Raw genomic sequence first — 24,462 nt, 5'->3', positions numbered from 1 at the left:
ACCACGGGCAGTTGATGGTTGTCACCCGGTAACAAATGGGCCGGGTTTGACGGCAAATTTTCCTGTCGTGCCTTTAATTCTATGCTAAGTACCTGCTTTTTTAAATTATCTTTATGTCTATGGATTAAATATAATAAAAAAAAGCTGATGTCATCCCTTTGGCATATATCTTGTATATTAGCTTGTCATGAAATTTATGATCAAATATATATTCACGACCCTCATGGCACTTTTAGTCGGCTTTACAGCCTTTGCCGATGAGTCCGGGCCTGAAGACGAGTTCTACAGACTGGTGAACCGCATGAGGGAAAATCCCGTTGCTACAGCGATTTCCCTTGGGGTTGATATGGTGCGCCTGGAACAGGAGATGCCAAAGGTCTACCTTGCCATGGAAAAGGGCATGGCTCCCCTGGCTCCAAATGAAAATCTTAAAATTGCAGCAGGGCGTCAAACAAAAGAAATGGCGGAGCAGAGCCGTTTCGCTCTTGTATTCGCCGACGGTGACGGCTTTGATCAGCTGATCAAAGAGTCAGGCTATGAATCAAGCATGGCAAAAGAGTCCCTCGGCATGGTGACCTTTCTGAATTTCATGGATCCCTGGACTGGGGTTCGAATTGTTTTTGAGGGGATGTTGAAGAAAGAACTTGATCCGGATTATCAGGGACTTCGCAATTTGCTTGATCCTGATCTTGAAGAGATCGGGATCGGGTTTGACTACGGCTCCATGGCTGTTTCCGGTCGATATTTCAATGCCTATCTGGTCGCGGCGGATTTTGGAAAAAAGGATGGGGCAAAGGAGACCTCTCGATTGATGCGCCTGATCAATCAGGCACGGTCAAACCCCCTTTCCATGGCAGCCATACTGGGTCTGGATGTTGATGAACTCAGACAAAATTTTCCAGAGCTTGAGTCTGTTTTTGACAACGGGCTTGCTCCCCTTGGGCGCAACGTCAACCTGGATTCGGTCTGGGTGAATGGGGTGGCTGTCAATAGTCCTGGCGAAACAGACCCGGCGGTGACCGTGGGTGTGGTGTTTGAAGACCAGGTGATGACCGTTGCGGAAGATGTGGAACAGGTGTTTAAAAACATATTTCTGGCAGAGTTGAATGGCTCCGTTGCCGTTGAAAGGCATATCCTCAATCCTGATTTTAAAGAGATCGGTATCTGTATGGGGTACGGCATCCTGGAATCCGGCAGACCCGGCTTTGCAGCCCAATGCCGTTTCAGTAGGGCTTCCGATTTGGAACTTGCCTATATCGTCGGGTTTGTCTGCAATGGTGTGAACATTGACGCCTTTTGCGATACATCGGAAGGTGTTCCATCCCTTGAATTGACCGTTGAAGAGATGTCTAATCCAGACTATTGGGCACCTGTTTATGAAAAAATTAGAACCGACGAGGCCGGCAGTTTTCAACTGACCGTCCGTCCAGGGCTTTATCGTGTTTCAGTCTTGGTGGGTGATGTCTCCTACGAGCAATTTTTAAATGTGGGCGGCGGAGTGAACAGCATGGTGACGTTGTTTGTCGATCTCCAGGAGTAGGCGTTGTGCAGAATGGTATTAACAGATATATCTGATTGAAGTAATAAGATATGCTGAGTAAAGTTTCATAGTTTTGTAGGGATAATAATAAAAAACAATGTTGAAGGGAGGTGAGCCGGAAAAGTAAATCAGGACGCTTTGTATTAGAGAAAATTAACTTTACCAAATTTAATTGAGAGGAAAAAAGATGAATTTTAAAAAAAGTATTGCTTACGCAATTGCAATCTGTGCGGTGTTTATGTTCACAGGAGTTGCATTTGCTAACAACCATGTAACCCTGAAGACAACCGTTCCAAACATTGCTAAATCTGAGTGCGATCAGGCAGGTACCATCACCATGGAGCTTGACAGCGGTACGAAAATGCAATCGGGTGATGTCATTCAGTTCACCCTGAACAACGATGTAACCGCTTGCAAGGCAATCGATTACTTCCTTGCCCTTGCAGATGACGGACCTTTGGGTTCCATTATTTCAATCGATCCTGCTGATCCCGTAACTACCAATGGCGCTTCTCCTGCCGCTGATTTGATTAAAGTTACAAGCCCTAGTGATGTTACTAGCGCTAGTGCCGCTGCAACCGCATTTGGCTCTGGTGCTCTGGCTATCGACGGCTCTGCAGCCACGGTTGGTTTCAGGGTCTATGCGCAGAAAGGCAGCCAGATTGTAACCATGACCCTGGGTTACCTTGATCCTAGCGATAAGTTCCGAACTGTAACAGCAACCAATAGTGAAAAATTTGTGGTTGAATATGTTCCAACCTTGACTACAACTATCTTGAGTATCAAGCTTTTTGACGAAAAGATCGGTGGAAATTACTTTTTTAAATCAGCAACAAGTCCTTCAGTAGCTTACGACCAAAATATCGCTCTTGAGGACAACGTAATCTGCATCAACACCATAAATTTTAGCTATGAGTATGTTGGAGCCACACCCGATTCAATCGTGGCCTCAACCGCCTATAAACTTGGTTTTTCCGGCGATTACACCATCGCCCATGTTGTTGCAGCAACTGCCTATGTGGTTCAGAATGTATGTAAGGATGCCTGCAACACGGTAGAAATTGCCTCTTCCACCGATCAGTTCGGTTTTAAATCTAAGCCTTCAGGTGTCTTTGATTCTGGCGTTTACAGTACTTTGGCAGCTGGGGCAGCTGGACTAGCAGATCGCTGGACTTCAACTGGCACCTGCGATCTTGCTCTTGGTAATGGTGTGATCCTCAGAAAAGTAGGAGATAATTTTGTTGCTAACCAGATATTTACAGTTAAGCTTGAGCTGTTGATCGACGGTATCGCTGCAGATGATTCCGTTGTCTGGTGGGATTCCACTTTTACTGGTGGTTATGTTTATGACACAACGATCAGCAATGCCGGAAGATGTTCAAGTGCTGGAACTCCCATGACCGCCGGAACTTTAAACAGCTCGGTAGTTGCTGCAAACGCCACAATCCTCAATACTGAGATTACTGCAGGTTCAGCCCATGACTCCTTTGTCATTGATCTGCCTCAAGTTCATTACGATTATACGAAACTTGTTGCCGGAGCCAAGCTTGAAGTGAAGGTTACTTTTGGTAAGTACCCCTGTGGCGGTACAACAGTTGGAACTATGTGCTTGGCAACCTTCGTAAACGAATGTGCTACAGCTGCTGGTACGTACAGCCTCCTGTATCCCTTTGCTACAGGTTCCTCAAACGCATCCTTCTGGTCAGGTATTGTTGTTACAAACACCTCTATGAACGCAGTTAATGCTACAATCACCCTTTACGACACCAAGGGCGGTTCTGGATCCCTTGCCGTATCCATGGATGCCAAGGCTCAGTATACAAAGATGATCGGTGATATTGTATCTGCTGCTACCTTTGTCAACGGCACAACAGCCCTTGATACTGCCTCAGATGTTCAGGTCGAAGTAACGGCTGATGACGCTGTTGACGGAATCATGTTTGTAGGCGGCACAGGCGTTATGCATGGCTACCTGCCAAGGGTTTTCGTAAACGGAGTTGTACAGCATTAGAAAATAGCGGAAGTGTGATTTAGCTTCCCTTGTTGTTTGAATTTCAGGAGGTGGACTTGTTTCACCTCCTGATTTTTTTTAGCAGCATGGGGAGGTGATCTCCTCAAATTTAAAAAGAAGAAAAACAGGTGGTCCTAGTGAAATTTAAGGTGAAATTTAAGCGTTTTGTAATCTTTTCCCTGTGTGTCTCTGCCCTCCTTGTTTACGGCTGCCATGGTGCCCGCCTGGACAGGGTTTCCCCGGCAGACCTTCTTGAGCAGCGGGTTTCAGGTTTTTTAAAGGCCAGGCAGAGCAATGATAAAGAAACGGCCTATGGTTATTATTCGCCTGATTATAGAAAAAAGGTGTCGTTGGCGGAACACATAAATAATCAAAAGGCGGTTTACTTTGATTCAACGGTTGAATCCATTGAGTATGTTCAAGGTGCAAAAACCGGTCGTGTTTTTCTCCGTGAGAGTTTTGATTTTATTGGGCACAGGGTCGACAATATGGTGATCCCCCACAATTGGGTGCTTGTTGACGGTGTATGGTATATTGATGGGCGACTGGTCTCTTTTAAGGATATCTTTACCTCCACACCTAAATAGGCAGGAAATGTTTTGAAAAGATTCAGCTTTGTTGTTTGTCTCAGCCTCATATTCTTTCTTTTCCCTGGTGAGCCAGCCATGGCGAATGTCCAGGTTCTGACAGGCGAGGCCTCGTTTAAACCCTGGTCCGGTTACTGGTGGCCCTTGACGGAAGGCGCCCTTGTCTTTGGTTACAATGGTTCTCCTTCTCCCCTTGGAAAGTATGATTACTACACACAGGGTGTGGCTCCTGCATTGGCTTCCGCCTGGGAGCAGGTAAACCACTACACTCCGGGTGGTATCTCCTGGGCCGGCTATTGCCATGCCTGGGCCAATGCCTCGATCCTGGAGGATATTCAATTCAAAACGTCGACCCACAAGGGAATTTTTTTTGCCGTTGGCGATAAAAAAGGGCTGATGACCCTGGCCCATGCCGATGATCCCCAGATAGTTGCATACGTGTCCGATGATCCATCTGTTTTCCATCGCTACCTGCTGGAGTATGTGGGTGAAAATAAAATGGCTGTGGCCGCCGATCTCGACAACTCCGAGGCGTTTTGGTCCTACCCGATTTACCGGTATACCATGACGCTCACCCAGACCACGGAATTTGACGATGTTCAATGCACGATTTTTTATGCCGATGATTTTGTAGCCCCTGACTTTGAAGGTACAAAAGAGTTGCCCGAGTACTATGAGTATCGACTCTATAAGGATGCCCAGGGTAGCTATACCCATGGCCAGTGGACGGGATGGTCAATCGAGTTGCACCCGGAACTCGTCTGGGTGCCGGTGTCCCAGGGTGCTGAAAATCCAAACATTGAGTATCAAACGATCATGGAGATAGCAAATGCCACGGACGATGAAAATGAGGGTGTAAGTGAAATCCTGCCCGGCCACCACGCAATTATTGTATCTCCGGGTGAATCCGACGCCTTTGATATCGTCTGTGACGGCACCCTTGATCTGTCGTTTGCCCTGGACCGGCAGACCCCCAGGGGCACGTTGGCCTCCTATAAACTGTTTCAAGGCGGTTTAGAACGGGCATCGGGTACCATCACAGGGGAATCGGCCGGTGTTTCCCTTGATTGTACAGGCAAGGCACAGCTGATTATCTATCCTGATGAAAACAACGCTTCGGATGTTTTTGTGCATCTCTACCTGGACGTTACAATGGCTGAGAATTGTTATTTTCTGAACGTGCCCAACAACCGTTACTGGATGGGCATGGCCTTGGCCAACCAGGACGAAACCCTTGTAAATGATCTCTTTGTCACCTTCATGTCTCAAAACGGGACTCCCCTTGCCGGGGTGGGGGTGAAAAACAGTCTGGACAAGGCGTCCAACTGGTCGGGTATTCTGGATAAAAATGCCAATATCGATTATTTTTCCCAGGGTACGCCTTCCCTTGTTAAAATTTCGTCCAGGTATCCCCTTGATCTTTTGATGCTGAACGGGAATGGCGACGCCCTTTCTTCAACCCCCCGGTCAAACAAAGGATCGGGTACACCCAGAAAACTGATAATTCCGCTGCTGACCCAGACATTTAACATGACCCAAAGTGCATCCCTCTTTCTTTTTAACCCGGGAGAGGATGACCTCAATCAAGCGATTGAATATTATTATGATAACGGTATCCCTTTTGATACGACCCGGATTGACCTTCCATCCAAAGGATCCAGATCTTTTTCTTCGGGCGATTATCCCGGAAGTGTTAATTTTAACGGATGGGGAATGATTGAAGACGTTTCAGGGCAGCTAACGGGAACGATTGAGGTGAACGAGAGGGTTGGCAAATCCGATCGATTGCCCCTCCTGGAGACAGCCCAGGATTTTTTTATCCCCGGCCTTTGTGCCGTTGGCGGGTGGGAAACAGAGCTTGTGTTGATCAACCCGGAAGAGACGGCGGTTGACCTAAGCCTTGAGGCCATTGACGGTAGTACCCTTTCCCGCATTTTAATCTCCGTGCCAGGCCATGGGCGGCAAATAATAGCCTTAAATTCAGTCACCTTGGGGGTAGATGATCAACGCCTCAGCGACTCATGGCTCCAGGTTACGGCGAGCCATCCAATTGCGGGGTATTTTCGCTACGGATATAATCAGGTCTCAAATGCTCTTTTCCCCCTGTTTACCGATAAGGCCCTGTCCGTTAGTAAACGTCTCGGCCATACGGCTTCGGATAATGATTGGTGGACCGGGGTAAATCTGGTAAATCCCCACAACTGGACCATCGCCGTTGACGTGGTGGGTTTTGATTCGGCCGGGGTTAAGGTCGGTTCCCGGCAGATGGAAATCAACCCCTTGGAAAAGGTAGTCAAGACTGTTGCAGATCTTTTCCCCAATGTTCAGGCGAACAGCTTAACCTTTTATGCAACTGCCCCGATTGCAGGTCTTGCGCTCTATGGCACCAGGGAAAAAGTTGAGCTTCTTTCGGGAAAGATATTTGATTAGATAGGGAGTAAATGTATGTTGGTTAAAAATAATGCAGAAACAGGGGCCTGGTTTTTGTCCCTGGTGTTGATCTTTTTTTGGGTTCTTTCTTTGTCTTCCCCGCTTTTTGCAGCCTCCCCCAATATAAGGGTCGCCTATTTCGGTATGCAGGCAGGCGAGCTTGAGTCCTGCGGTTGAGGGGGAAGAAAGGCGGGCGGTCTGTCTCGTCAAACAACGGTTATCAACGAACTTCGGTTGGAAAATGGAGCTGAAAATTTTCTTATTATAAATTCGGGTGACAGCCTTGGAAACCTGGAACCGGATGAACCGGAAATGAAAAAGGCCGAAGTTATTTTTAAATCTTTTTCCATGATGGGAATGGATGTTATCGCTCCGGGACTTTCTGATTTTCGATTCGGAGTGCCATACCTGAACGGTCTTATAAAGCAGAACAAGCTGAATGCCGTGTGCGCAAATCTTGTTTATTCCGAGACTGAGTTGCCCTGTTTTTCAAAATATAGCTTAATCACCCGGGGAGATAAACGTATTCTGGTCACATCCGTGCTTTCACCCGGTGCCCGGTATCTTGTGAATATGAACTATAAGGTTTTGGATCCCGTTAAAGCCTTGGCTGCCGTTCGGGATCAAGTCCCCCACGACCTGATGATTGTCGTGCTTCAAACCGACTTGGATCAGGCCCAGGAATGGATTAAAATGACCCCTGGCATCGACCTTGCCATTGTTGGTGCAAAACATGCCGTGTGCTATGAAAAGATCAAGGTGAATAACGCTTCGCTGGTTTATAACAATGATAAGGGCCAGGTGATCTCCCATGTGGATCTCTCCATTAATGGCGGAAAAATCGATATCCCTGTGCCAAAGGGTGTGCCGGTGATGGAAAGCATGATCCAGGCGGATGGAGAAATTGTAAAACTGATTGAGGCGTATAAAACCTGGTTTAAGGATTATACCGATAAAAGAAATAAAGAGACAAACAATGACAGTCACGTGATTGTGCCCGAGTTTTATGTGGGCAGTCAATGGTGCGTCCGCTGCCATGGCGAAATTGTAGACTCCTGGAAAAAAACGTCCCATGCAAATGCAATTGAATCGTTGGTGAAAAAAGGGGAGGCCGAGAATCCCGAGTGCCTCGCCTGCCATGCAACGGGAGTAGAAGAGGCTAAAAAACAGGGTCTGGGGGAACTTTCAAGCATACTCGCCGCCTCGAAAATGCTCAATGTCCAGTGTGAAGCCTGCCACGGCCCAGCCGGTATACACGTTCGTAATCCGAAATTAACCAGCCATTTTAAAAAAGTGGATAAAAATACCTGCATTCGCTGTCACAATGACAAATATGATCCGGGTTTTGATTTTGAGAAAAAAAGTAAGATTGTAATGCATGTGGGGGGTGGGCAGAAATGAATCCTAAAAAAATAAGGTTGTTTTTTATCTCGGCAATTCTGGTCAGCCTGTTTACCGTTGTTCCCGTGTCTGCACTTGATCTGCCGGATTCCTGGAAGGTTAACTCCACCTATCTAAAGCCCGGTGGTCAGAATCAGATCGGTCATATTACATGGCTCTACACCAGGGACGGCAGCACCGGGGAGAATATCGTTTCTGTCGCCGATGCCTCGGGCGTTGTCGATACATCGGCCAGACTTGTCTTGTCGGGAGAAAATGTCATGATCTCTGCCAGCGTGTCAACCCGCGTGGGGAAAAAAATATTAAAAAAAGAGGGACAATGTCTGCCGGGCCAGCCGGTTGTCATGGAAAACACCTTGATCCCGTGCAACTGGATTAACACGGTTCTGTCGGATTACGACCAGGAAAAAGTATTCAACATCACCCGGAAAGTGGGTGACTATGCCTCATTTATTGATACCTATCGTATGCGTCTGGAAAGTGTCACCATGGAAGAGGCCGTTGATTCAGGTATGATATTGCCCGAAGACAGCGCCTTGCTGAACCAGGCTGAGTTCGTGGTGGTGGAGTTGAAAAAGGTCAATCCCAACGGAGAAACAACCGACGTTTTTACCCAGCTCTGGAGCACGACGCTTCCCTTCTGGCTCTATGAATCCACTCCCTTTCGTGTATCCAGATTTGTCTTAAAATAGCGTGGCAGGATTGGCTGTTCTTGCAAAATTCCCGCGCTTTGAAACCCGGGTGCGGCCCTTTATGACCCTTGCCAAAACCCATGGATTCACCCGATGGTTTGCCATTGTGGGACTTTTTTTTATAGCAGTCATTGGTTTGATACTGCGGTTTTGGTGTGCAGGGGATATGTTTATCTTTGCCGATGAAATACACTCCCTTGAATGCTGCATTACAAGATCTTTTTCCTGGATCATTACCCATTTTTCAGAAAGTGATGCCTGCATTCCCCTGACCCTTTACAATAAAGCGTTGCTGGAAACCGTGGGGCTGACCGAGCTTGGGATGAGACTGCCTTCCCTGATTCCCGGAGCCATGCTGGTTACGGGGACAATCTTTGTTCTTTGGCGGATTGTTTCGCCTGTTGAGGCTGTTCTGTCTGCAGGAATTATCGCCTTTTCTCCCTACCTGGTTTATATTGCAAGGGAGGCAAGGCCCTATTCCATGGTGGTTCTGCTTTTCAACGGGGCACTCATGGCCCTGTTTCTCTGGATCGGTAGCAGAAAGCGGGGCTTTTACCTGGTGGTTTCAGCGGTCTGCTCTTCCCTCTGCCTCTATTTTCATCCGGTTTTTGCGCCTTCCCTGGCCGTGATAATGGCCTGTCCCCTGTGCCTGATTCTTTTTAAGGACGGTTACAGGGATTTATGGAAACAATGGCTGTTTTCTGCGTTGCTTTTCCTTGGCCTGACTGTTGTACTCCTGGGGCCTTCCATGTCGTCATTTCTGGAAGGCCTTGGCCAGAAAGGCGGGGCCGGAACCGCTGATCTTCATACCATGAAGCATGGGCTTCTGTTGATCCTGGGCCTGCCTGGGATGATTCCTTTCTGGATCTGGCCTGCATTGGGGTGTGCAGGGGCCTTATCCCTTGGTCGTCGTTATCCCTGGGAAACCGCCTGCTGTCTTGTCATCCTTTTGTTCCAGACCGCAGTTCTTTTCTGGATTCAGCCCCAACTCCTGGAGATACCATGGGTCTGGTTACGCTACATGGTGCATCTGATCCCTGTTTTTATTGTGGCGATCGTCTGCGGCCTGACCGGGATTCTCAAACGAATCATTGTTTTTTCAATTCCCGGTCGATTTTCATTGGCCGGAGCCTTTACGGTTGTGGCATTTTTTTTAATTTACCATCAGGTTTCCCTTCACTACAGGGTTGACACCCATAATCGCTTTAATGCCCATCCCATGACCTCTTTTTTGCCGGATGTACAAAAAATGTCAGAGTTTAAAATGATAGTCCCCTCCTTTTATACCAATGTCCTGGACAAACTTCCTCCTGGCGATATTGTGGAAATTCCCCTGCTTTTTACTTTTCCCCTGTATGGAATGTATCAGAATTTTCATTCAAGGAATGTCTTGACGGCTCCGGCTGGAAAGGGGTTCGACCAGGATCTTTTTACCAAGCATCCGGGGGTGCGTTTTAAAACTATTGTCTGTTCTAATATGAATAAGACCGTTGAACCCCGTTATCTGATTGTACATAAGAAAATCAAGGAAGAGCTGGTTGGAGCATACAATGTGTTGAGAAAAAACCCTCTGATGGAGGGACAGATCGGCCGGATGAATTCCCTTTTTGATGACTACCTGCTGGATGTTCTTTTTGGAAGGGGTGATATCATCCCTGGGCTGTGTGGTTCCCAGGTCAAGGGGGTGCCCATTTACGAAGATTTGTATGTTGCTGTTTATCAGGTGAACGGGGTGAAACCCTGACCTGGAATACCAAACCCAATTTTTTATGGAATTGTTTGATGAAGCACAGGACTATTGGAAAATATGTAAATCCCCTGGAGATTTTTTTTCATTTGTGGGGGTATCGGAATTTGATCAGGCAGTTGACCTGGCGGGAGGTGATTGGCAGATATAAAGGTTCCATGGCAGGACTTGGCTGGTCGTTTATTCAGCCCTTGCTCATGCTTTTCGTGTATACCTTTGTCTTTTCGGTTATTTTTAAAGCCAAGTGGGGAGTAGATGCCCAGGAAACAAGGGGCACCTTTGCGTTGGCCCTTTTCATGGGGCTGATTACCTTTAACATTTTTGCCGATGTGGTCACCACCGCTCCCATGATTGTGCTTGATAATGTAAATTACGTAAAAAAGGTCGTGTTCCCCATCGAGGTGCTTCCCTTTGTGCGGTTTTTAAGTGCGTTTACCAATGCGGTAATCAGCCTATCTGTTCTGGCTGTGGGGATTTTGGTGGTTGACCATTCAATTCACTGGACCATTGTTTGTCTTCCCCTGGTCTGGCTTCCGGTTATGATGTTTTCCCTGGGGTGTGGTTATTTTCTGGCTTCCCTGGGGGTCTTTCTGCGGGATGTGGGTGCCACCATCGGGATATTGACGAATATGCTTTTTTTCCTGACCCCGATCTTTTACCCCGTCAGTGCCGTTCCTGAAAAATTTCTCTTTTTCTGTAAACTAAATCCCATGGCAGCTTTTGTTGAAAATTCTCGAAAGGTTGTTCTCTGGGGGCTTTTACCTGATTGGGATTCATTTTTAATTGGACTTGTCATCTCCTTATTTGTTATGGTTACAGGTTTTTTATGGTTCATGAAGAGTAAGAAATCTTTTGCGGATGTCATTTGACCGGCTCGGCCGGAGCGAGAGATGGCATCCGGCCACAACGAATGATGAAACGCCTCTGTTTGCAATGCTTTGGTGGGCGTTTCATATAAAAAACGATGGGGAGGAAAGGCGTTTCTTGATTTAATTTAAGCAAATGCGACGGGTATGTCTTCAAACATTGTAATAAAATGCAGCGGATTGAATAAATGCTACAATATTTATAAAAAACCGCTGGATCGTTTAAAACAGGCTTTTTTTCGTGGAAGGAGGCGGTTTTTTAAAGAATTCTGGGCATTAAAAAACGTTTCCCTTGAGATCAGTCAGGGAGAGACGGTGGGCATTATCGGAGCCAACGGTTCGGGTAAGTCCACACTTTTGCAGATGTTCTGTGGCATTCTTTCTGCCGGTGAAGGAGAGCTTGAGGTAAAGGGAAGAGTATCTGCTCTGTTGGAGCTGGGGGCCGGTTTTAACCCCGAGTTTACAGGGGCTGAAAATGTACGTCTGAATGCATCCATCATGGGGCTTTCTGCCGGGGAGATTGAAGAACGTTTTGAACCTATTCTTGAATTTGCCAATATAGGAGAGTTTATTCATCGACCGGTAAAGACATATTCAAGCGGCATGTATGTCAGACTTGCCTTTGCCGTGGCGGTGAATGTTTCTCCGGATATCCTGATTATTGACGAGGCGTTGTCGGTGGGTGACATTCGGTTTCAGCAAAAGTGCATGGCAAAAATAAAGCAATTCTGCCGTACTGGCACGGTTATCTTTGTATCCCACGATATGGGGGCCGTGACCGAACTTTGCACCCGGGTGATCTGGCTTGATGGGGGAAGGGTTCGGGAGGATGGACCACCAAAGGCTGTTGCGGAAAAATACCTTGAATTTATGTATGAAGGGGATCGAAAACCAGCCGTGCCTTTGCCTGAAAAGATAGAAATGTCCATGGATTCGACCCTGAAGAAGGGGTTTGTCAATTTTGATGAAAGCATCAGGCAGTTTGGAAACCGCAGGGCCAAGATCCTGTCTGCAAGGTTCTCCACCGACCAAGGCGGTATTGGAACCGCCTGTTCCGGGAGTGCCTGCAAAATTGAAATCATTGTACAGGCGTTTGAAGCGGTTTGCTGCCCCATTATTGGTTATATTGTAAACGACCGGTTGGGGAGGGGAATTTTTGGAGACAATACGAGTCTTATTCAAAAGAAAATTTCTCCTTTGGAAAATGGAAAACGCTATTGTATTTGCTTTCATCTCCATACCTGGCCCAACCTAGTTTGCGGGGATTACACCGTTTCCCTTGCCCTGGCTGACGGAACAATGGATGATCATTCCCAGTGTCACTATTTACATGATGCGCTGGTTGTGAACAGCATCTCTACGAGGCCTGCGGTCGGGTTGTTTTCTCCACTTCAGACAAAGGTAGACTTCCACCTTATAGGATAATACTATGCATCAGAGTTCCATGGATAAAATGGGTGTATTCAAGGATAAATATCTAGGCCCCATGTGTGATAAACCGTTGAGAATTTATGACCTTGGAAGTTTTGATGTCAACGGCAGCTACCATGACCTTTTTGCCGAGGGGCCCTGGGCATATTCAGGCGTAGATATGACCCCCGGCAAAAACGTTGATATTGTGTTAGAGAATCCTTACAGATGGGATGAGATTGGTTCCAGGAGCGCTGATGTTCTTATTTCAGGACAGGCGTTTGAACATATCGAGTATTTCTGGATCACCATGCTTGAAATTGCCCGAATTCTTAAACCGGGTGGTCTTTGTTGTCTTATTGCACCCTCAGGAGGGTTTGAACACAGGTATCCCGTCGACTGCTGGCGGTATTATCCCGACGGGTTCGAAGCTTTGGCAAGATTTGCAAAACTGGAAGTTCTGGAGAACTCGACCCAGTGGGAAGCGGATGACCGGTTTTCTGAAGAAAGCAACCAATGGCAGGACAGCATGATTGTATGCCGAAAACCCTCTACAAAGGGTTTTGCTTTATTCAAGCAAGAGATTCAACGACGTAGGCTTCATCGAAAATTGTTGAAGTACGTGGAAAAGTGAGGGATCAATATATAAATGGAACAAAGACCGATCTACGATTACAATATAGACCTGACCAATGAGAACACCTCCCACGTCAAGCTCTTGAAGATGGTGGAACGTGATCAGGATGTGCTGGAAATCGGATGCGCTACGGGATATATGACCCGGTTCATGAAGGAGACTCTCAATTGCTGCATTACGGTAATCGAAATTGATGGGGTGGCCGCCGGTAAGGCCGAACCTTTTTGCGATAAGTTGATTGTTGGTAATGTTGAAGATGTTGATCTTGCCGGCCGCCTTGGGAAAAAAAAGTTTGATGTCATCCTGATGGCGGATCTCCTGGAGCATTTGCAGGACGCCCATGGACTTCTGGAGAGACTCAAGGATCTCTTGAAGGAGACAGGATATCTTCTCATCTCACTACCCAATGGTGCCCATGGTTCCATCGCCCTGGAACTTCTTGACGGGAAATGGGAGTACCGCAGCGATGGCCTCCTTGATAGAACCCACCTGCATTTTTATGACAAGGAGGGCTTTACCTCCCTTTTAGATAAAACCGGGTTCCTGGTCTCCCGTATGGATCGTGTGATTATCCATCCCCGGGATACCGAAATGAAGACTCCCTGGGACAGTTATCCCCGGGATATTACCGCTTATATTGAGAAGGTTAATCCCGAATATCAAACCTATCAGTTTATCCTTAAGGTATACCCCGCAACGACAATGGGGTGGAAAAAAGGGCTTGAAGATGCACTGATCTTTGAAAAACAAAAAAAACGTGAGATTGAAAAACAGTTCCATGGGATGGAAAAAGAGCTTGCTGTCCTAAGGGGAGCTGTTGCCGGATTTGATGGGGAACTGAAAAAAAGGGAGGAGGAATACCTCCAGGGCCTGAACAGGGAACTTGCCCGTCTTGAAGTTGAAAAAGCCCAAATTCACCGAGATTACAAGGCTGAGCTTCAGCATGTTGAAGTCGAAAAAGATGAAATCCATGGGGGCTACAGGGTTGAGATTGAACGTTTGAAAGATGAGGCTGAAAAACATAAGGCACAACAGGTTGCCGACCAGGAGCACGATAGAAAAGAGATCTGCCGGCTTCAACTGGAGGCAGGAGATCTTAAGCGGAAAGAATCCCGGTTGTTTCAGCGGATCAAAGATTTTGAAAATAAAAAAAATGAGCTCCTGGCCGGAATCGAACGTCAAACTGTTGAATTAGAATCAATCAGAAGCTCTTTTGTATGGCAGCTTATCCAAAAATACCGCACAATAATTGACAGGCTCATGCCCCAGGGCACAAAGCGGCGGCGTCTCTATCAGCTTGTCTCTTTATCTCTGGTCGTGCTCTTCAGGGACGGACCGGTCCAGTTCTTCAAACGGGTAGCCATTCGAATCCCCCATTATAAAAATACGTTGTTTTCATATTTCCATCTTACACCCAATGAAGATACTTCTTTGGAGGATAAATGGTCTCCCCTGGAGTTTCCGGCCTTTGAATCCATTGAGGTTTCTATTGTTATTCCGGTGTTTAACAAGTGCAAATATACATTTGCCTGTTTAAAATCCATAGTGGAAAATACCACCGACGTTTCCTACGAGGTGATTGTCGTGGACAATGCATCCGAGGATGCGACCAATGAAATGCTCTCGAAGGTCACAAATATTAAAGTTGTGACAAATACCCAGAATCTGGGGTTTGTTGAAGCCTGCAATAAGGGGGCGGATGCCAGCCGTGCCAGGTTTATCCTTTTTTTAAATAATGATACAAAGGTAACCACGGGATGGTTGGGTGCCATGTGTGCACCGTTTAATGACCCCAACGTCGGAATCGTCGGGGCAAAGCTGATTTACCCGGATGGTCGCCTCCAGGAAGCGGGTAACATAATCTGGCAGGATGGAACGGGGTGGAACTATGGTCGCGGAGACAATCCTGACCTTCCGCAATATTCCTATCTTAAATCGGTGGACTATTGTTCGGGTGCCTGTCTTCAGATTCGAAGGGATCTCTGGACTGAGCTTGGCGGATTTGACCGCCGTTATGCTCCTGCCTATTATGAGGACACTGATCTTTGCTTTGCCGTGAGGGAAAAAGGTTTTAAGGTCATTTTCCAGCCCGAGGCGAAGATTATCCATTACGAGGGTATTTCTTCCGGAACCGATATCACAAAGGGGTATAAAAAATACCAGCAGGTAAACCAGGGAAAATTTATTGAAAAATGGCAGGCTGTTTTACGGGAAAAGCATTTCAGGGGAAAAGAAGATCTGTACCTGGCAAGGGAACGGGGGGGGACAAAAAGAGCCCTTGTCGTGGATCATTATGCACCGACATATGACATGGATTCCGGCTCCCTTAGAATATTCAGTTTAATGAAGATTTTTCAGGAATTGGGCTATAAAGTCGTGTTCTGGCCGGAGAATCGTGCCTATGATGAGCAATACACCCGTGATCTTCAAAGACTTGGAATTGAAGCCCAATATGGGGATCTGAATTTTGAAGAGTACTTAAAGGAAAATGGAGATCATTTTGACATCATTCTCCTTTCCCGTCCCCATGTAGCCGTAAATTTTATCCATGCGGCCAAGACGCTTTCCAATGCCAGGGTGATCTATGATACGGTGGATCTGCATTACATCAGGGAGGGGCGTAAGGCAAGGTACGAGGCTGAAAATGCGGCCAGGGAATGGAAGGACCTTGAATTTTTTCTGGCCCATCATGCGGATGACACCCTTGTTGTGAGCGATATTGAAAAAGAGATTCTGGATAAGGAGGGGTTCGAAGGAAAGGTTTCGGTGATATCAAACATTCACACGGTGGAACCATCAATCAATTCATTTGAAAAACGTGAGGGCCTCATGTTTATAGGAGGCTTTAAGCATCTGCCCAATGAAGATGGAATGCTTTGGTTCGTGAACGCCATTTTTCCAGATATTCAAAAACAGATTCCCGGCATTCATCTGGATATTGTTGGCAGTTATCCAACCGAAAGAATCAATGCACTAGCTTCGGATGATATTACCGTAACAGGGTATGTTAAAGACGTATCCCCCTATTTTGAAAAATCCAGGGTCTTTGTCAGCCCACTTCGATACGGTGCCGGTGTCAAGGGGAAAATTGGTCAGAGTCTGGGATTCGGTCTGCCCGTTGTAACCACCCATGTGGGGGCAGAGGGGATGGGGCTTACCCATGGCAGGGATGTGCTGATCGGTGAGACCGATTCAGAATTTGCCGAAAAAGTGGTTCAGCTATACCGAGACAGACGGCTCTGGGAGTCCCTTTCCATTAACGGCAGGATTGTTATTGAAGAAAAATATTCTCCCAGTGTAATGCGGGAAAAACTGATAGTACTTATCAAAGGGAAAGACGGCAACTGAAATGGAACATGGTCAACTGCAGGACATCAATTTTTTTACCACTTACAGGTGTAACTCCAGATGCCGGAACTGCTTTATCTGGCGTGAACCCCATGATCCGGGTTCACGAACAAGACTCGCATCCAATGAGTTGGAACGTTTTTTTGAGGACCCCCTTGTAAGGAATTGCCCCAATGTCGGCCTGGCCGGGGGGGAGCCCACAATCGCTCCGTTCTTCTGGGAGGTTCTGGAGATCATTCCCCGGGACAAGCATGTGACCATTACAACCAATGCCCTTAAAAGCGACAGGCTTGTGGCGTTTTTGGCCGACAATCCCCACAGGGAAAGATTCATGGTTCAGGTCTCACTGGATGGAATTGGCGCCGTTAACGACAACATTCGGGGCATTGCCGGAGCATTTAAAAAAACCGTTGATCTTCTTGAAAAATTGAAGAATCTTGGAGTGCCTCGCCTTGTCTCTTTTACAATTAACCGCACCAATTTTATGGATCTTGAAGCCTGTTACGGGCTGGCAGAAAAGAACGGTGCAGGTTTTTCCACGCGGATGGCATACTGCGGGGGGGCCTATACCAACAGGGAAAGCAGAGAACTGTTTCACTTTGCGGCGGATGAACTTGTAACTCTTGAAAATTCCATTGACAGGGTCGTTTCAAAGGAGCTGAACAGGTCCGGTCACTATCTCCCACAGCTGGTGTTTATGGAGAAAATTGTCGATTATTACCGGGGGGCGCAAACGGATATCCCATGCCATGCCATGACTTCAGGCATGGTGATAGATCTTTACGGCGATGTCTTTCCCAATTGTCCCGCGATAATGACAAGTATCGGTAATCTTAAAAATAATAGTTTGAGCGACATATGGGAAGGGCCGAAGGCCGAGGCCGTTCGACGTAAAATTCAAAAAATAGCCTGTGGCGGGTGCTGGAACGATTGTCAGGTGGTTACAAATATTGCTTGTAACCGGGCGTTTCTGGACAGGGAAAGCACGGAAATCAAACTCAGGGAAGTCAGGGGGAAGGCGTTTCCGCAAGGTATCGATTTCAACTGTGGAGAATCCCCCCTGATACTCAACGGGTGGTATGTACCGGAGGGAAGCGACGCCTTTAGATATTGCTGGACAACCATGGAGTTTTCCATAATTGTTCCCCAGGGGGCGACCGGAGTACAATTTTTTGCAATGCCCTGTCCTGGAACGAATTCGGAGAATCCGCTGGTACTCACCGCCCGGGGTGGTGAAGCAGAGCTTGGCCGAATTTCTCTGGAAAATGCAGATTGGGGGGATTTCAGCCTCTCATTTTTGAGGCCAGCTGAAAAAATGGGAGCATGCTCATTTTCCCTGGGCAGGTGTTTTTGCCCAAAGGAGAATGGCCAGGGTGTGGATAAAAGAAAACTTGGGCTGGCAGTTCAAAGGATCAGTTTTTTAAAAACAGCAGACCTGCACCCTGCTTCGGCATAATTTAGTAGTAAAATTAATCTGAATGATTTTCCTGATAATCGGTTTGGGCTGTTAGGGACTCAGATGTAAATAATCCCACAAATATGGCGTAGGATTTCAGCTCATATTCAAGGCGTATCAAAGGGAGCATATTGAAATATGTGCCCTTTGATGCAACGCAGAAGACGAGCTGAAAGGCAAGCAAGATTGAGGAATTATTTATTTCTGAGCCCCTTAAGTAACGGGTAATGGAGATGATCGGGAGTTGTCTTTGATAATACATCAACCTGGGTGTGTGACTGAAACGTGTACATGAATTTATTCCATCGAATAATAGTGTTGTTTGTGTATTCCTATGTCGTTCTATGCCCATTTAATGCAAATGGAGCTGGTGATTACCAGGAGTATATAATCGGAACTCACTATACGGGTGAAACCTGGGCGCCTTCCTTTTGGAGCAATCTTGATGAATCCAAAGTCCATGATGATTTTTTGCGGATCAGAGAAAACGGCTTTAATACCATAATCGTCGTTGTTCCATGGGTTGGTTTTCAAAAAACTATTTCTCCTGTATCATATTTTGAAGCATATCTTGAGTCGCTGGCATTTCTTTTTGAAAAGTCAAAAGAAACGGGGTTGAAAGTTATTCTTCGAGTGGGATATGCCCATGAGGTGGGCGTTGACAGTACACCAGACCACAATCATCGTATCTTGCAAATTGCCTCTGACAAAGCCGTTCAAAACGCCTGGTTTGATTATCTTGGACGGATAAATGAAATTTCAAGTAGATATGATAATTTTCTCTTTGCTTTCTTGTCGTGGGAGGATTTTTTTCTTATTGATTTTGCACATAAATCCATTGCGGTGCGAACCTATGCCGCTTCAGTAACCGGTTATCAGGAGTATCTTAAAAAATATACCCTGGGCGATATTTCCAGTAAATACGGCACTGATTTTTCAAATTACAGCAAAATTCCAATTCCCCAATACACATCACCGGCAATACATTTGTATCATGAATTCTGGGATCAGTATTTGACAACCCTGATGGCTAAGTCTCAAAAAATATTTCCCAACTTGTCCATGGAGGTGAGAGCTGATTGTGATCCCACAAATGACAGCTCATTGTATGTCTGTCACGGGGAAACCTTTGACAGTACTGGCGGCAAACGAGTTGTTATCTATTATACACCCGCCCTGGGCGCTGAAAATTGTGGTGATCTTTCCTCGTCGGACGATGCTGCTTTCAGGCTCCAATACCTGGTTGAGAGGGTAAGGTCCAAAACAAAGAGTTTGATCTTTCTGGATCAATTCAATTTCATTGACAACACTCCGGAATTTAAGAAAAATACAAGAATAGCACCCGAAGAACTCTCGGCTTTCATAGATAAAGCCCAGCCCATACTGAAAAAAGAAACAATAGGTTATGCCCTGTGGGCCATGCAGGATGTCAAGGGGAATTTATTTAAAAACGGTTCTTTTGAAAGAGAGTTGCTGGGGTGGAGCGTTCAAAACGCAACGCTGAACGTGGAAGAAGATGTGAGCAGCCTACGGCTTAACCACCATGGTAAGCTCAGGCAGCATATAAAATTTGGTGTTTATGTCCCACCTGAATTTAAAAATATCCTGTTTTTTACATTAAACTTCAAGGCTAAGAGTGTTGATGGACGGCCTTCAACTTTGAACATTCAAATTATCGATAGAGATGGTGTTGCTATCCATGAAGCCCATGTGGCAGTTGAAACAGAAAAGTACGAAAGGATTACCGTGGAGAAAATCCCGTTATTCGTTGATGGTGTGATACACATCGACAATAAAGGTTCGGATTTGATTGTGGATGAATTTGAGCTTTATTACAGAATACAGGAAAACGGTATCTATGACATCCATGGGAATCCCAAAGAATTCTGTGACAGTGTGCTGAAATTAAATAAAAGTTTTTCCCCAAAACAGGGGGCTCTTTGCTATTACGATAAGGAATCAATTAAAAAGGCTCGGTTTAAAGGTGTGTCTGAGGACGGATGGTGTACCGATTATATTTCAGGTTATGTCCGGCAAACTTACGGTAAACGGCAATTTGTGCTGGAATGTTATTTGCCGGAATCCTGGAAGGGTTATGGAAACAGAGTGTCGGTAAAGCTTGATGGAGTTTCCATTGGCGCCTCAAAAATAATTGAAGGGTACAATAAACTTCAATTTCACCTGACTTCTGACCAGTTGAAAAAAAAGGAATTGTTTTTTGAAATATCTACAGACAAACTGTTTGAACCGAGTCAGTTTGACAACGGGTCCCAGGATCAAAGAAAGGTTTCCTTTGTTCTTGTTGGCTTGGGAGTAATATAGGACAGGGCAATATTAAAATGAATCGTTAACCTGTCTCTGGTATAAATTGTGTTTTTTAATGTTTGTTTTAATATTTATTGGATCTCTGGATTGTTGATACTATGTTGAATGATAAAAAAATTGTTGTTGTTATGCCCGCCTTTAATGCAGCCGCCACATTGCGCAAGACCTATGATGATGTCATGTCTCAAGGTATTGTGGATCAGGTTATCGTGGTTGACGATGCAAGTGATGATAATACTTCTGAAGTAGCCGCAACCCTTCCCGGTGCAATTGTCCGGACCCATCCGGAAAATCGTGGATATGGTGCCAATCAGAAAACATGTTATAAACTGGCCCTGGATTCGGGAGCAGATATTGTGGTGATGGTGCATCCGGATTATCAGTACGACCCCCGGGTCATTCAATATGCGGTGGGATTTATTACATTACAGATATGTGATATTGTAATGGGCTCAAGAATTCGAACTCGAAGGGAAACCCTTGATGGTGGCATGCCTTTGTATAAATATATCAGTAATAGACTCCTTACCACATTCGAAAATATTGGTTTCGGGCAGAATCTTGGTGATTTTCATTCTGGATTCCGAATTTACAATAGACAGGTCCTTGAAACGATAAATATTGATGGTAATTCCGATGATTTTATTTTCGACACTGAGTTGCTTGCACAGGCAATTTACTGCGGGTTTCGTGTTGGAGATATTCCCATACCGACGCGGTATGAACCGGATTCTTCATCCATAAATTTTCAAAGAAGTCTTAAATACGGTATTCAATGTGTCTGGGTAGTCACAAAGTATATTCTTCAGGTTTCGGGTTTATGTAAGTTTAAGGTGTTTGCCAATACCCAGGCCTTTGATGATAAATCCAAATGATGCAGTGTATCGGATCCCATTATCAAGGAATAATGACCCTTTGATAATGCAAAGGAAATATGATTATGTCTATTCAACAAAAGATAAACAGAAAACACATCATTTCCTTTATAGTAGTCGGATTAATAATTCTTTTACAAAATTATTTTATAGTCATGTCACACGATGATTTTGGGTATGGTTCATTGACGTATGGATCAGGGTTCCCTGGGTTCCCCGATTTTAATTTTGAACATAACCAGTATTCCTTTTTTGATATTTTAACCTATCTGAAATGGCACTATTTCGGATGGGGAGGAAGAGTAATACCCTATTTTTTTTTAACGTCATTTTTAAGATTTGATTTAATTTTTTTTAAAATTGCACAATCGATAATAGTATTTTCAGTATTAATTATGTTGGCCAGAATAAATAGAAAAGAAAAAGAACCGTTTGATGTTGAAACATTAGTCATATCAAGTTCAATGTATGGGTTAATCTCATTAAAGATAATGAGAGAAAGTGTCTTCTGGCCGTCCGCATCCGTAGGATATCTATGGACCAGCGTGTTAGCAATCTTTTTAATCCATTTTTGGCTAAAAGATGAGCCAATTGTTTTTATTAAAAAAATAATATTTGTTATATTGTTTTTCATCGGTGGATGTTCACAAGAGCAGGTCGGTTTAGCTCTAATCAGTTTTATGTTAATGTATACGATAGTTCAGGTGTTTACTAAAAAAAAAATACATCTTGAAAAAATTTTCTATATTTTGTCGTCGATCATGGGATTTGTAATATTACTAATCTCACCAGGAAATAAAGCTAGAATGAGCCATCCCTCAGCTGTAGAATTTTTCAAATTACCCTTTGTTGAAAGAACCCTTACCCGATTAGATCAACAGATTGATTTGTTATTTAATGAAAAAACATTATTATTTATAACAGTATTTTTATTCTCATTGATGCTGATTTCGTTAAGGAATACTAAATCCCGTAAGGGAAATTCCCGCCTCAATTTAACAATGCCATCCGTTTATATCTTTGCAATAATAATGTATAGCTATGTTATCTTAAATAAAAACATTGATATCCCAAAAATTTTATTCTGTTTTTTGATAATAATGACAGGTTATACGCTGTTTGTTGATTTGCTTGAAAGCAAAAACCCCTGTTATATCTCATTGGTCGTTGGAATTTTGGCATCGCATTTTAGTTTGATTGTAACATTGCTAACTGGGGAGAGAACATTACTTCCAACGATTATATTAATAATTGTATTTAGCATCTATGTATTGCGGTTAGTTAACTATAGCTTAAATAAAGGAATTATGTCTGCATTGGTGTTGTCTGCTTTGTTAAATACGTCGCATATTGTCCTTGGATATTATAATAATTATCCGATACATATGTATAATCATAACAGACTAAAAAAGTATAGTGAGATAAGCGTCTATCAAGATGTAACAAATATTGATCTTAAAAAATTTGATGACAGATTTATAGACTGCGCACCATGGGTTTGTGATTATCAACAATGGTGGATAAAGAAATATTATTTACTGCCGATGCAGGTTGAAATTAAATATGAATAGTCATTTCTCTATTTTGGGATATGAGGCAGGGATACAAATTAAAGAAAGTAGTATAAAATACTTTTTAAAAACCTATTAACAAGGATAGCAGATTTTATGCCTGACCAATCCATTGTTCTATCCGTCGTCTGCCCCTTTTTTAACGAGGAAGAGGTGGTTGATTTTTTTATGGAAAAGATCCATCAGGTCCTTAATACCCTGGATTTGACTTATGAGATCGTTTGCGTTAATGACGGAAGCCTTGACCGAACTCTGGAAAAGCTGATTCTGGCAAAAAAATCTTATCCAAATCTGCGCATTCTTGATTTTTCCCGAAATTTTGGAAAAGAGGCGGCCCTGACTGCTGGGCTTGATCACGCAAGGGGAAAGGTGATTGTTCCCATTGATGCGGATCTACAGGATCCCCCGGAACTGATTATTGATTTCATTGAAAAGTGGCGGGAGGGGTATGAGGTCGTTGTGGGCAAAAGGGTGGACCGTTCCACTGACGGATTGTTGAAACGGATGACAGCCCAGCTTTATTATCGGTTTCACAACAAAATATCCAACCAGAAGATACCCGAGAATGTGGGTGACTTTCGACTCATCACTCGAAGGGTAGTGGAAGCCATTCAACAGATGCCCGAAAACCAACGGTTTATGAAGGGCATTTTTGCCTGGGTGGGCTTCAACACCTGTGTTGTGGCGTATAAACGCCAGAAACGAAGGGCCGGCAAAACAAGTTTCCATGGATGGGGACTCTGGAATTTTGCCCTTGACGGGATTACAAGTTTCAGTACGGTTCCCCTGCGGGTCTGGCTCTACATTGGTTCCCTGATCGCCCTGATTTCCCTTGTTTACGGTTCATACATCATTTTGCGGACCCTGGTGTTCGGGGTCGATCTTCCCGGTTACGCCTCTTTGCTGGTTTCCATTCTCTTTCTCGGCGGGGTTCAGCTCATGGGCATCGGCGTTCTGGGTGAATATCTTGGCCGGATTTACCTTGAGACAAAACATCGTCCCCAATATATTGTTGATAAAGAGTATTGATCCCATGGCAGTGTCCCTGTTTGCACCCTGTTTTAAAATTAAGCTTGTCAGGTATGGAGTCGTGGGTCTTGTTTCAACCGGAATCCACGTGTTGGTGGCTTCTCTCTTTATACGGTTTATCAACCCGTCCCTGTTGGTTTCCAACCTGGTTGGTTTTTTTGTGGCCTACCATTTTTCCTACTATTTCCAGTCAAAGTGGGTATTCAAAAGCAATATCTCCCTTGTGAAATCCCTGAGATACTTAGTCGTTCAGCTGTCGTCACTTCTTGTGGCGGTTTTATTTTCCCATCTGCTGGGAGATTTCAGCCTCTACCTGAAAGTTGTCCTTACGGCTTTTTTACTTCCCCTGATAACCTTTATTATACATCGGGCCTGGACATTTGCCGATCAAAAAGAGTCGGGGGTGAGATGAGTTGTTTAAAGTTTTTTTGAACTCCTAAAAAATGTACCAGCTTGAATTTAAGAATATGAGGTTTAGATCAGCTATCAGTTTCCTGAGAACATCGAAGTTCCTCAAGAGTTCAATTTGATAATGCA

At 44.9% G+C, this 24,462-nt stretch carries 18 protein-coding genes; all 18 read left to right on the top strand.

The genetic code is table 11. From position 1 onward, the window contains the following. The first annotated feature begins 196 nt into the window (after window positions 1-196). The 18 genes from HRM2_RS14850 (at window position 197) to HRM2_RS14770 (ending at window position 24,337) form a co-directional block, all read left to right on the top strand. Window positions 197-1,540, top strand: a complete 1,344-nt coding sequence (locus tag HRM2_RS14850; protein WP_041273297.1) for a CAP domain-containing protein — start codon at window positions 197-199, stop codon at window positions 1,538-1,540. Window positions 1,541-1,727: 187 nt separating this feature from the next. After that, the gene (locus HRM2_RS14845; protein ID WP_015904850.1) at window positions 1,728-3,551 is read left to right on the top strand and encodes a hypothetical protein; all 1,824 of its coding nucleotides are present in this window, start codon (window positions 1,728-1,730) and stop codon (window positions 3,549-3,551) included. 137 nt (window positions 3,552-3,688) lie between these two features. Continuing rightward, entirely contained in the window at window positions 3,689-4,138 is a 450-nt protein-coding gene (locus tag HRM2_RS14840; protein WP_015904849.1) for a hypothetical protein, read from the top strand. A 78-nt stretch (window positions 4,139-4,216) separates the two neighbouring features. Then, the gene (locus HRM2_RS14835) at window positions 4,217-6,568 is read left to right on the top strand and encodes a hypothetical protein (protein WP_015904848.1); all 2,352 of its coding nucleotides are present in this window, start codon (window positions 4,217-4,219) and stop codon (window positions 6,566-6,568) included. Window positions 6,569-6,583: 15 nt separating this feature from the next. Beyond that, window positions 6,584-6,745: a hypothetical protein gene (locus HRM2_RS27125; protein WP_187149257.1), complete on the top strand. Its 162-nt coding sequence runs from the start codon at window positions 6,584-6,586 to the stop codon at window positions 6,743-6,745. A gap of 135 nt (window positions 6,746-6,880) precedes the next feature. Then, entirely contained in the window at window positions 6,881-7,969 is a 1,089-nt protein-coding gene (locus HRM2_RS25360) for a multiheme c-type cytochrome (protein WP_148214638.1), read from the top strand. Further along, entirely contained in the window at window positions 7,966-8,661 is a 696-nt protein-coding gene (locus HRM2_RS14825) for a hypothetical protein (RefSeq protein ID WP_015904846.1), read from the top strand. Before HRM2_RS25360 ends, HRM2_RS14825 begins: the two co-directional genes overlap by 4 nt. Before the next feature lies 1 nt (window position 8,662). Further along, the gene (locus HRM2_RS14820) at window positions 8,663-10,405 is read left to right on the top strand and encodes a hypothetical protein (RefSeq protein WP_232364039.1); all 1,743 of its coding nucleotides are present in this window, start codon (window positions 8,663-8,665) and stop codon (window positions 10,403-10,405) included. A gap of 38 nt (window positions 10,406-10,443) precedes the next feature. Then, window positions 10,444-11,277: an ABC transporter permease gene (locus HRM2_RS14815; RefSeq protein ID WP_041273294.1), complete on the top strand. Its 834-nt coding sequence runs from the start codon at window positions 10,444-10,446 to the stop codon at window positions 11,275-11,277. Between the two features lie 144 nt (window positions 11,278-11,421). Beyond that, complete coding sequence (locus tag HRM2_RS14810) at window positions 11,422-12,699, top strand: ABC transporter ATP-binding protein (protein WP_015904843.1); 1,278 nt, start codon at window positions 11,422-11,424, stop codon at window positions 12,697-12,699. A 4-nt stretch (window positions 12,700-12,703) separates the two neighbouring features. Continuing rightward, on the top strand, window positions 12,704-13,318 hold the full coding sequence (locus HRM2_RS14805) for a methyltransferase domain-containing protein (protein WP_015904842.1): 615 nt from the start codon (window positions 12,704-12,706) through the stop codon (window positions 13,316-13,318). A gap of 15 nt (window positions 13,319-13,333) precedes the next feature. After that, a complete protein-coding gene (locus HRM2_RS25355; RefSeq protein WP_015904841.1) occupies window positions 13,334-16,669 on the top strand; it encodes a glycosyltransferase in 3,336 nt (1,111 codons plus the stop codon). Between the two features lies 1 nt (window position 16,670). Continuing rightward, window positions 16,671-18,125, top strand: coding sequence for a radical SAM protein (locus HRM2_RS14795; protein WP_015904840.1), 1,455 nt, complete (start codon window positions 16,671-16,673; stop codon window positions 18,123-18,125). Between the two features lie 615 nt (window positions 18,126-18,740). Continuing rightward, window positions 18,741-20,447 (top strand): hypothetical protein, encoded by a 1,707-nt coding sequence (locus HRM2_RS14790; protein WP_148214637.1) that lies wholly within the window; start codon window positions 18,741-18,743, stop codon window positions 20,445-20,447. Between the two features lie 77 nt (window positions 20,448-20,524). Then, entirely contained in the window at window positions 20,525-21,325 is an 801-nt protein-coding gene (locus tag HRM2_RS14785; RefSeq protein WP_232364038.1) for a glycosyltransferase family 2 protein, read from the top strand. Between the two features lie 65 nt (window positions 21,326-21,390). Next, entirely contained in the window at window positions 21,391-22,896 is a 1,506-nt protein-coding gene (locus tag HRM2_RS14780; RefSeq protein ID WP_041273292.1) for a DUF6056 family protein, read from the top strand. 96 nt (window positions 22,897-22,992) lie between these two features. Then, window positions 22,993-23,925: a glycosyltransferase family 2 protein gene (locus HRM2_RS14775; RefSeq protein ID WP_015904836.1), complete on the top strand. Its 933-nt coding sequence runs from the start codon at window positions 22,993-22,995 to the stop codon at window positions 23,923-23,925. Further along, entirely contained in the window at window positions 23,909-24,337 is a 429-nt protein-coding gene (locus HRM2_RS14770; protein ID WP_232364037.1) for a GtrA family protein, read from the top strand. The genes HRM2_RS14775 and HRM2_RS14770 overlap by 17 nt, the downstream gene beginning before the upstream one ends. Window positions 24,338-24,462: the final 125 nt, after the last annotated feature.

This window comes from Desulforapulum autotrophicum HRM2 (assembly GCF_000020365.1).
In the GTDB taxonomy this organism is placed as follows: domain Bacteria; phylum Desulfobacterota; class Desulfobacteria; order Desulfobacterales; family Desulfobacteraceae; genus Desulforapulum; species Desulforapulum autotrophicum.
This window is presented reverse-complemented; position numbering and strand designations above follow the sequence as displayed.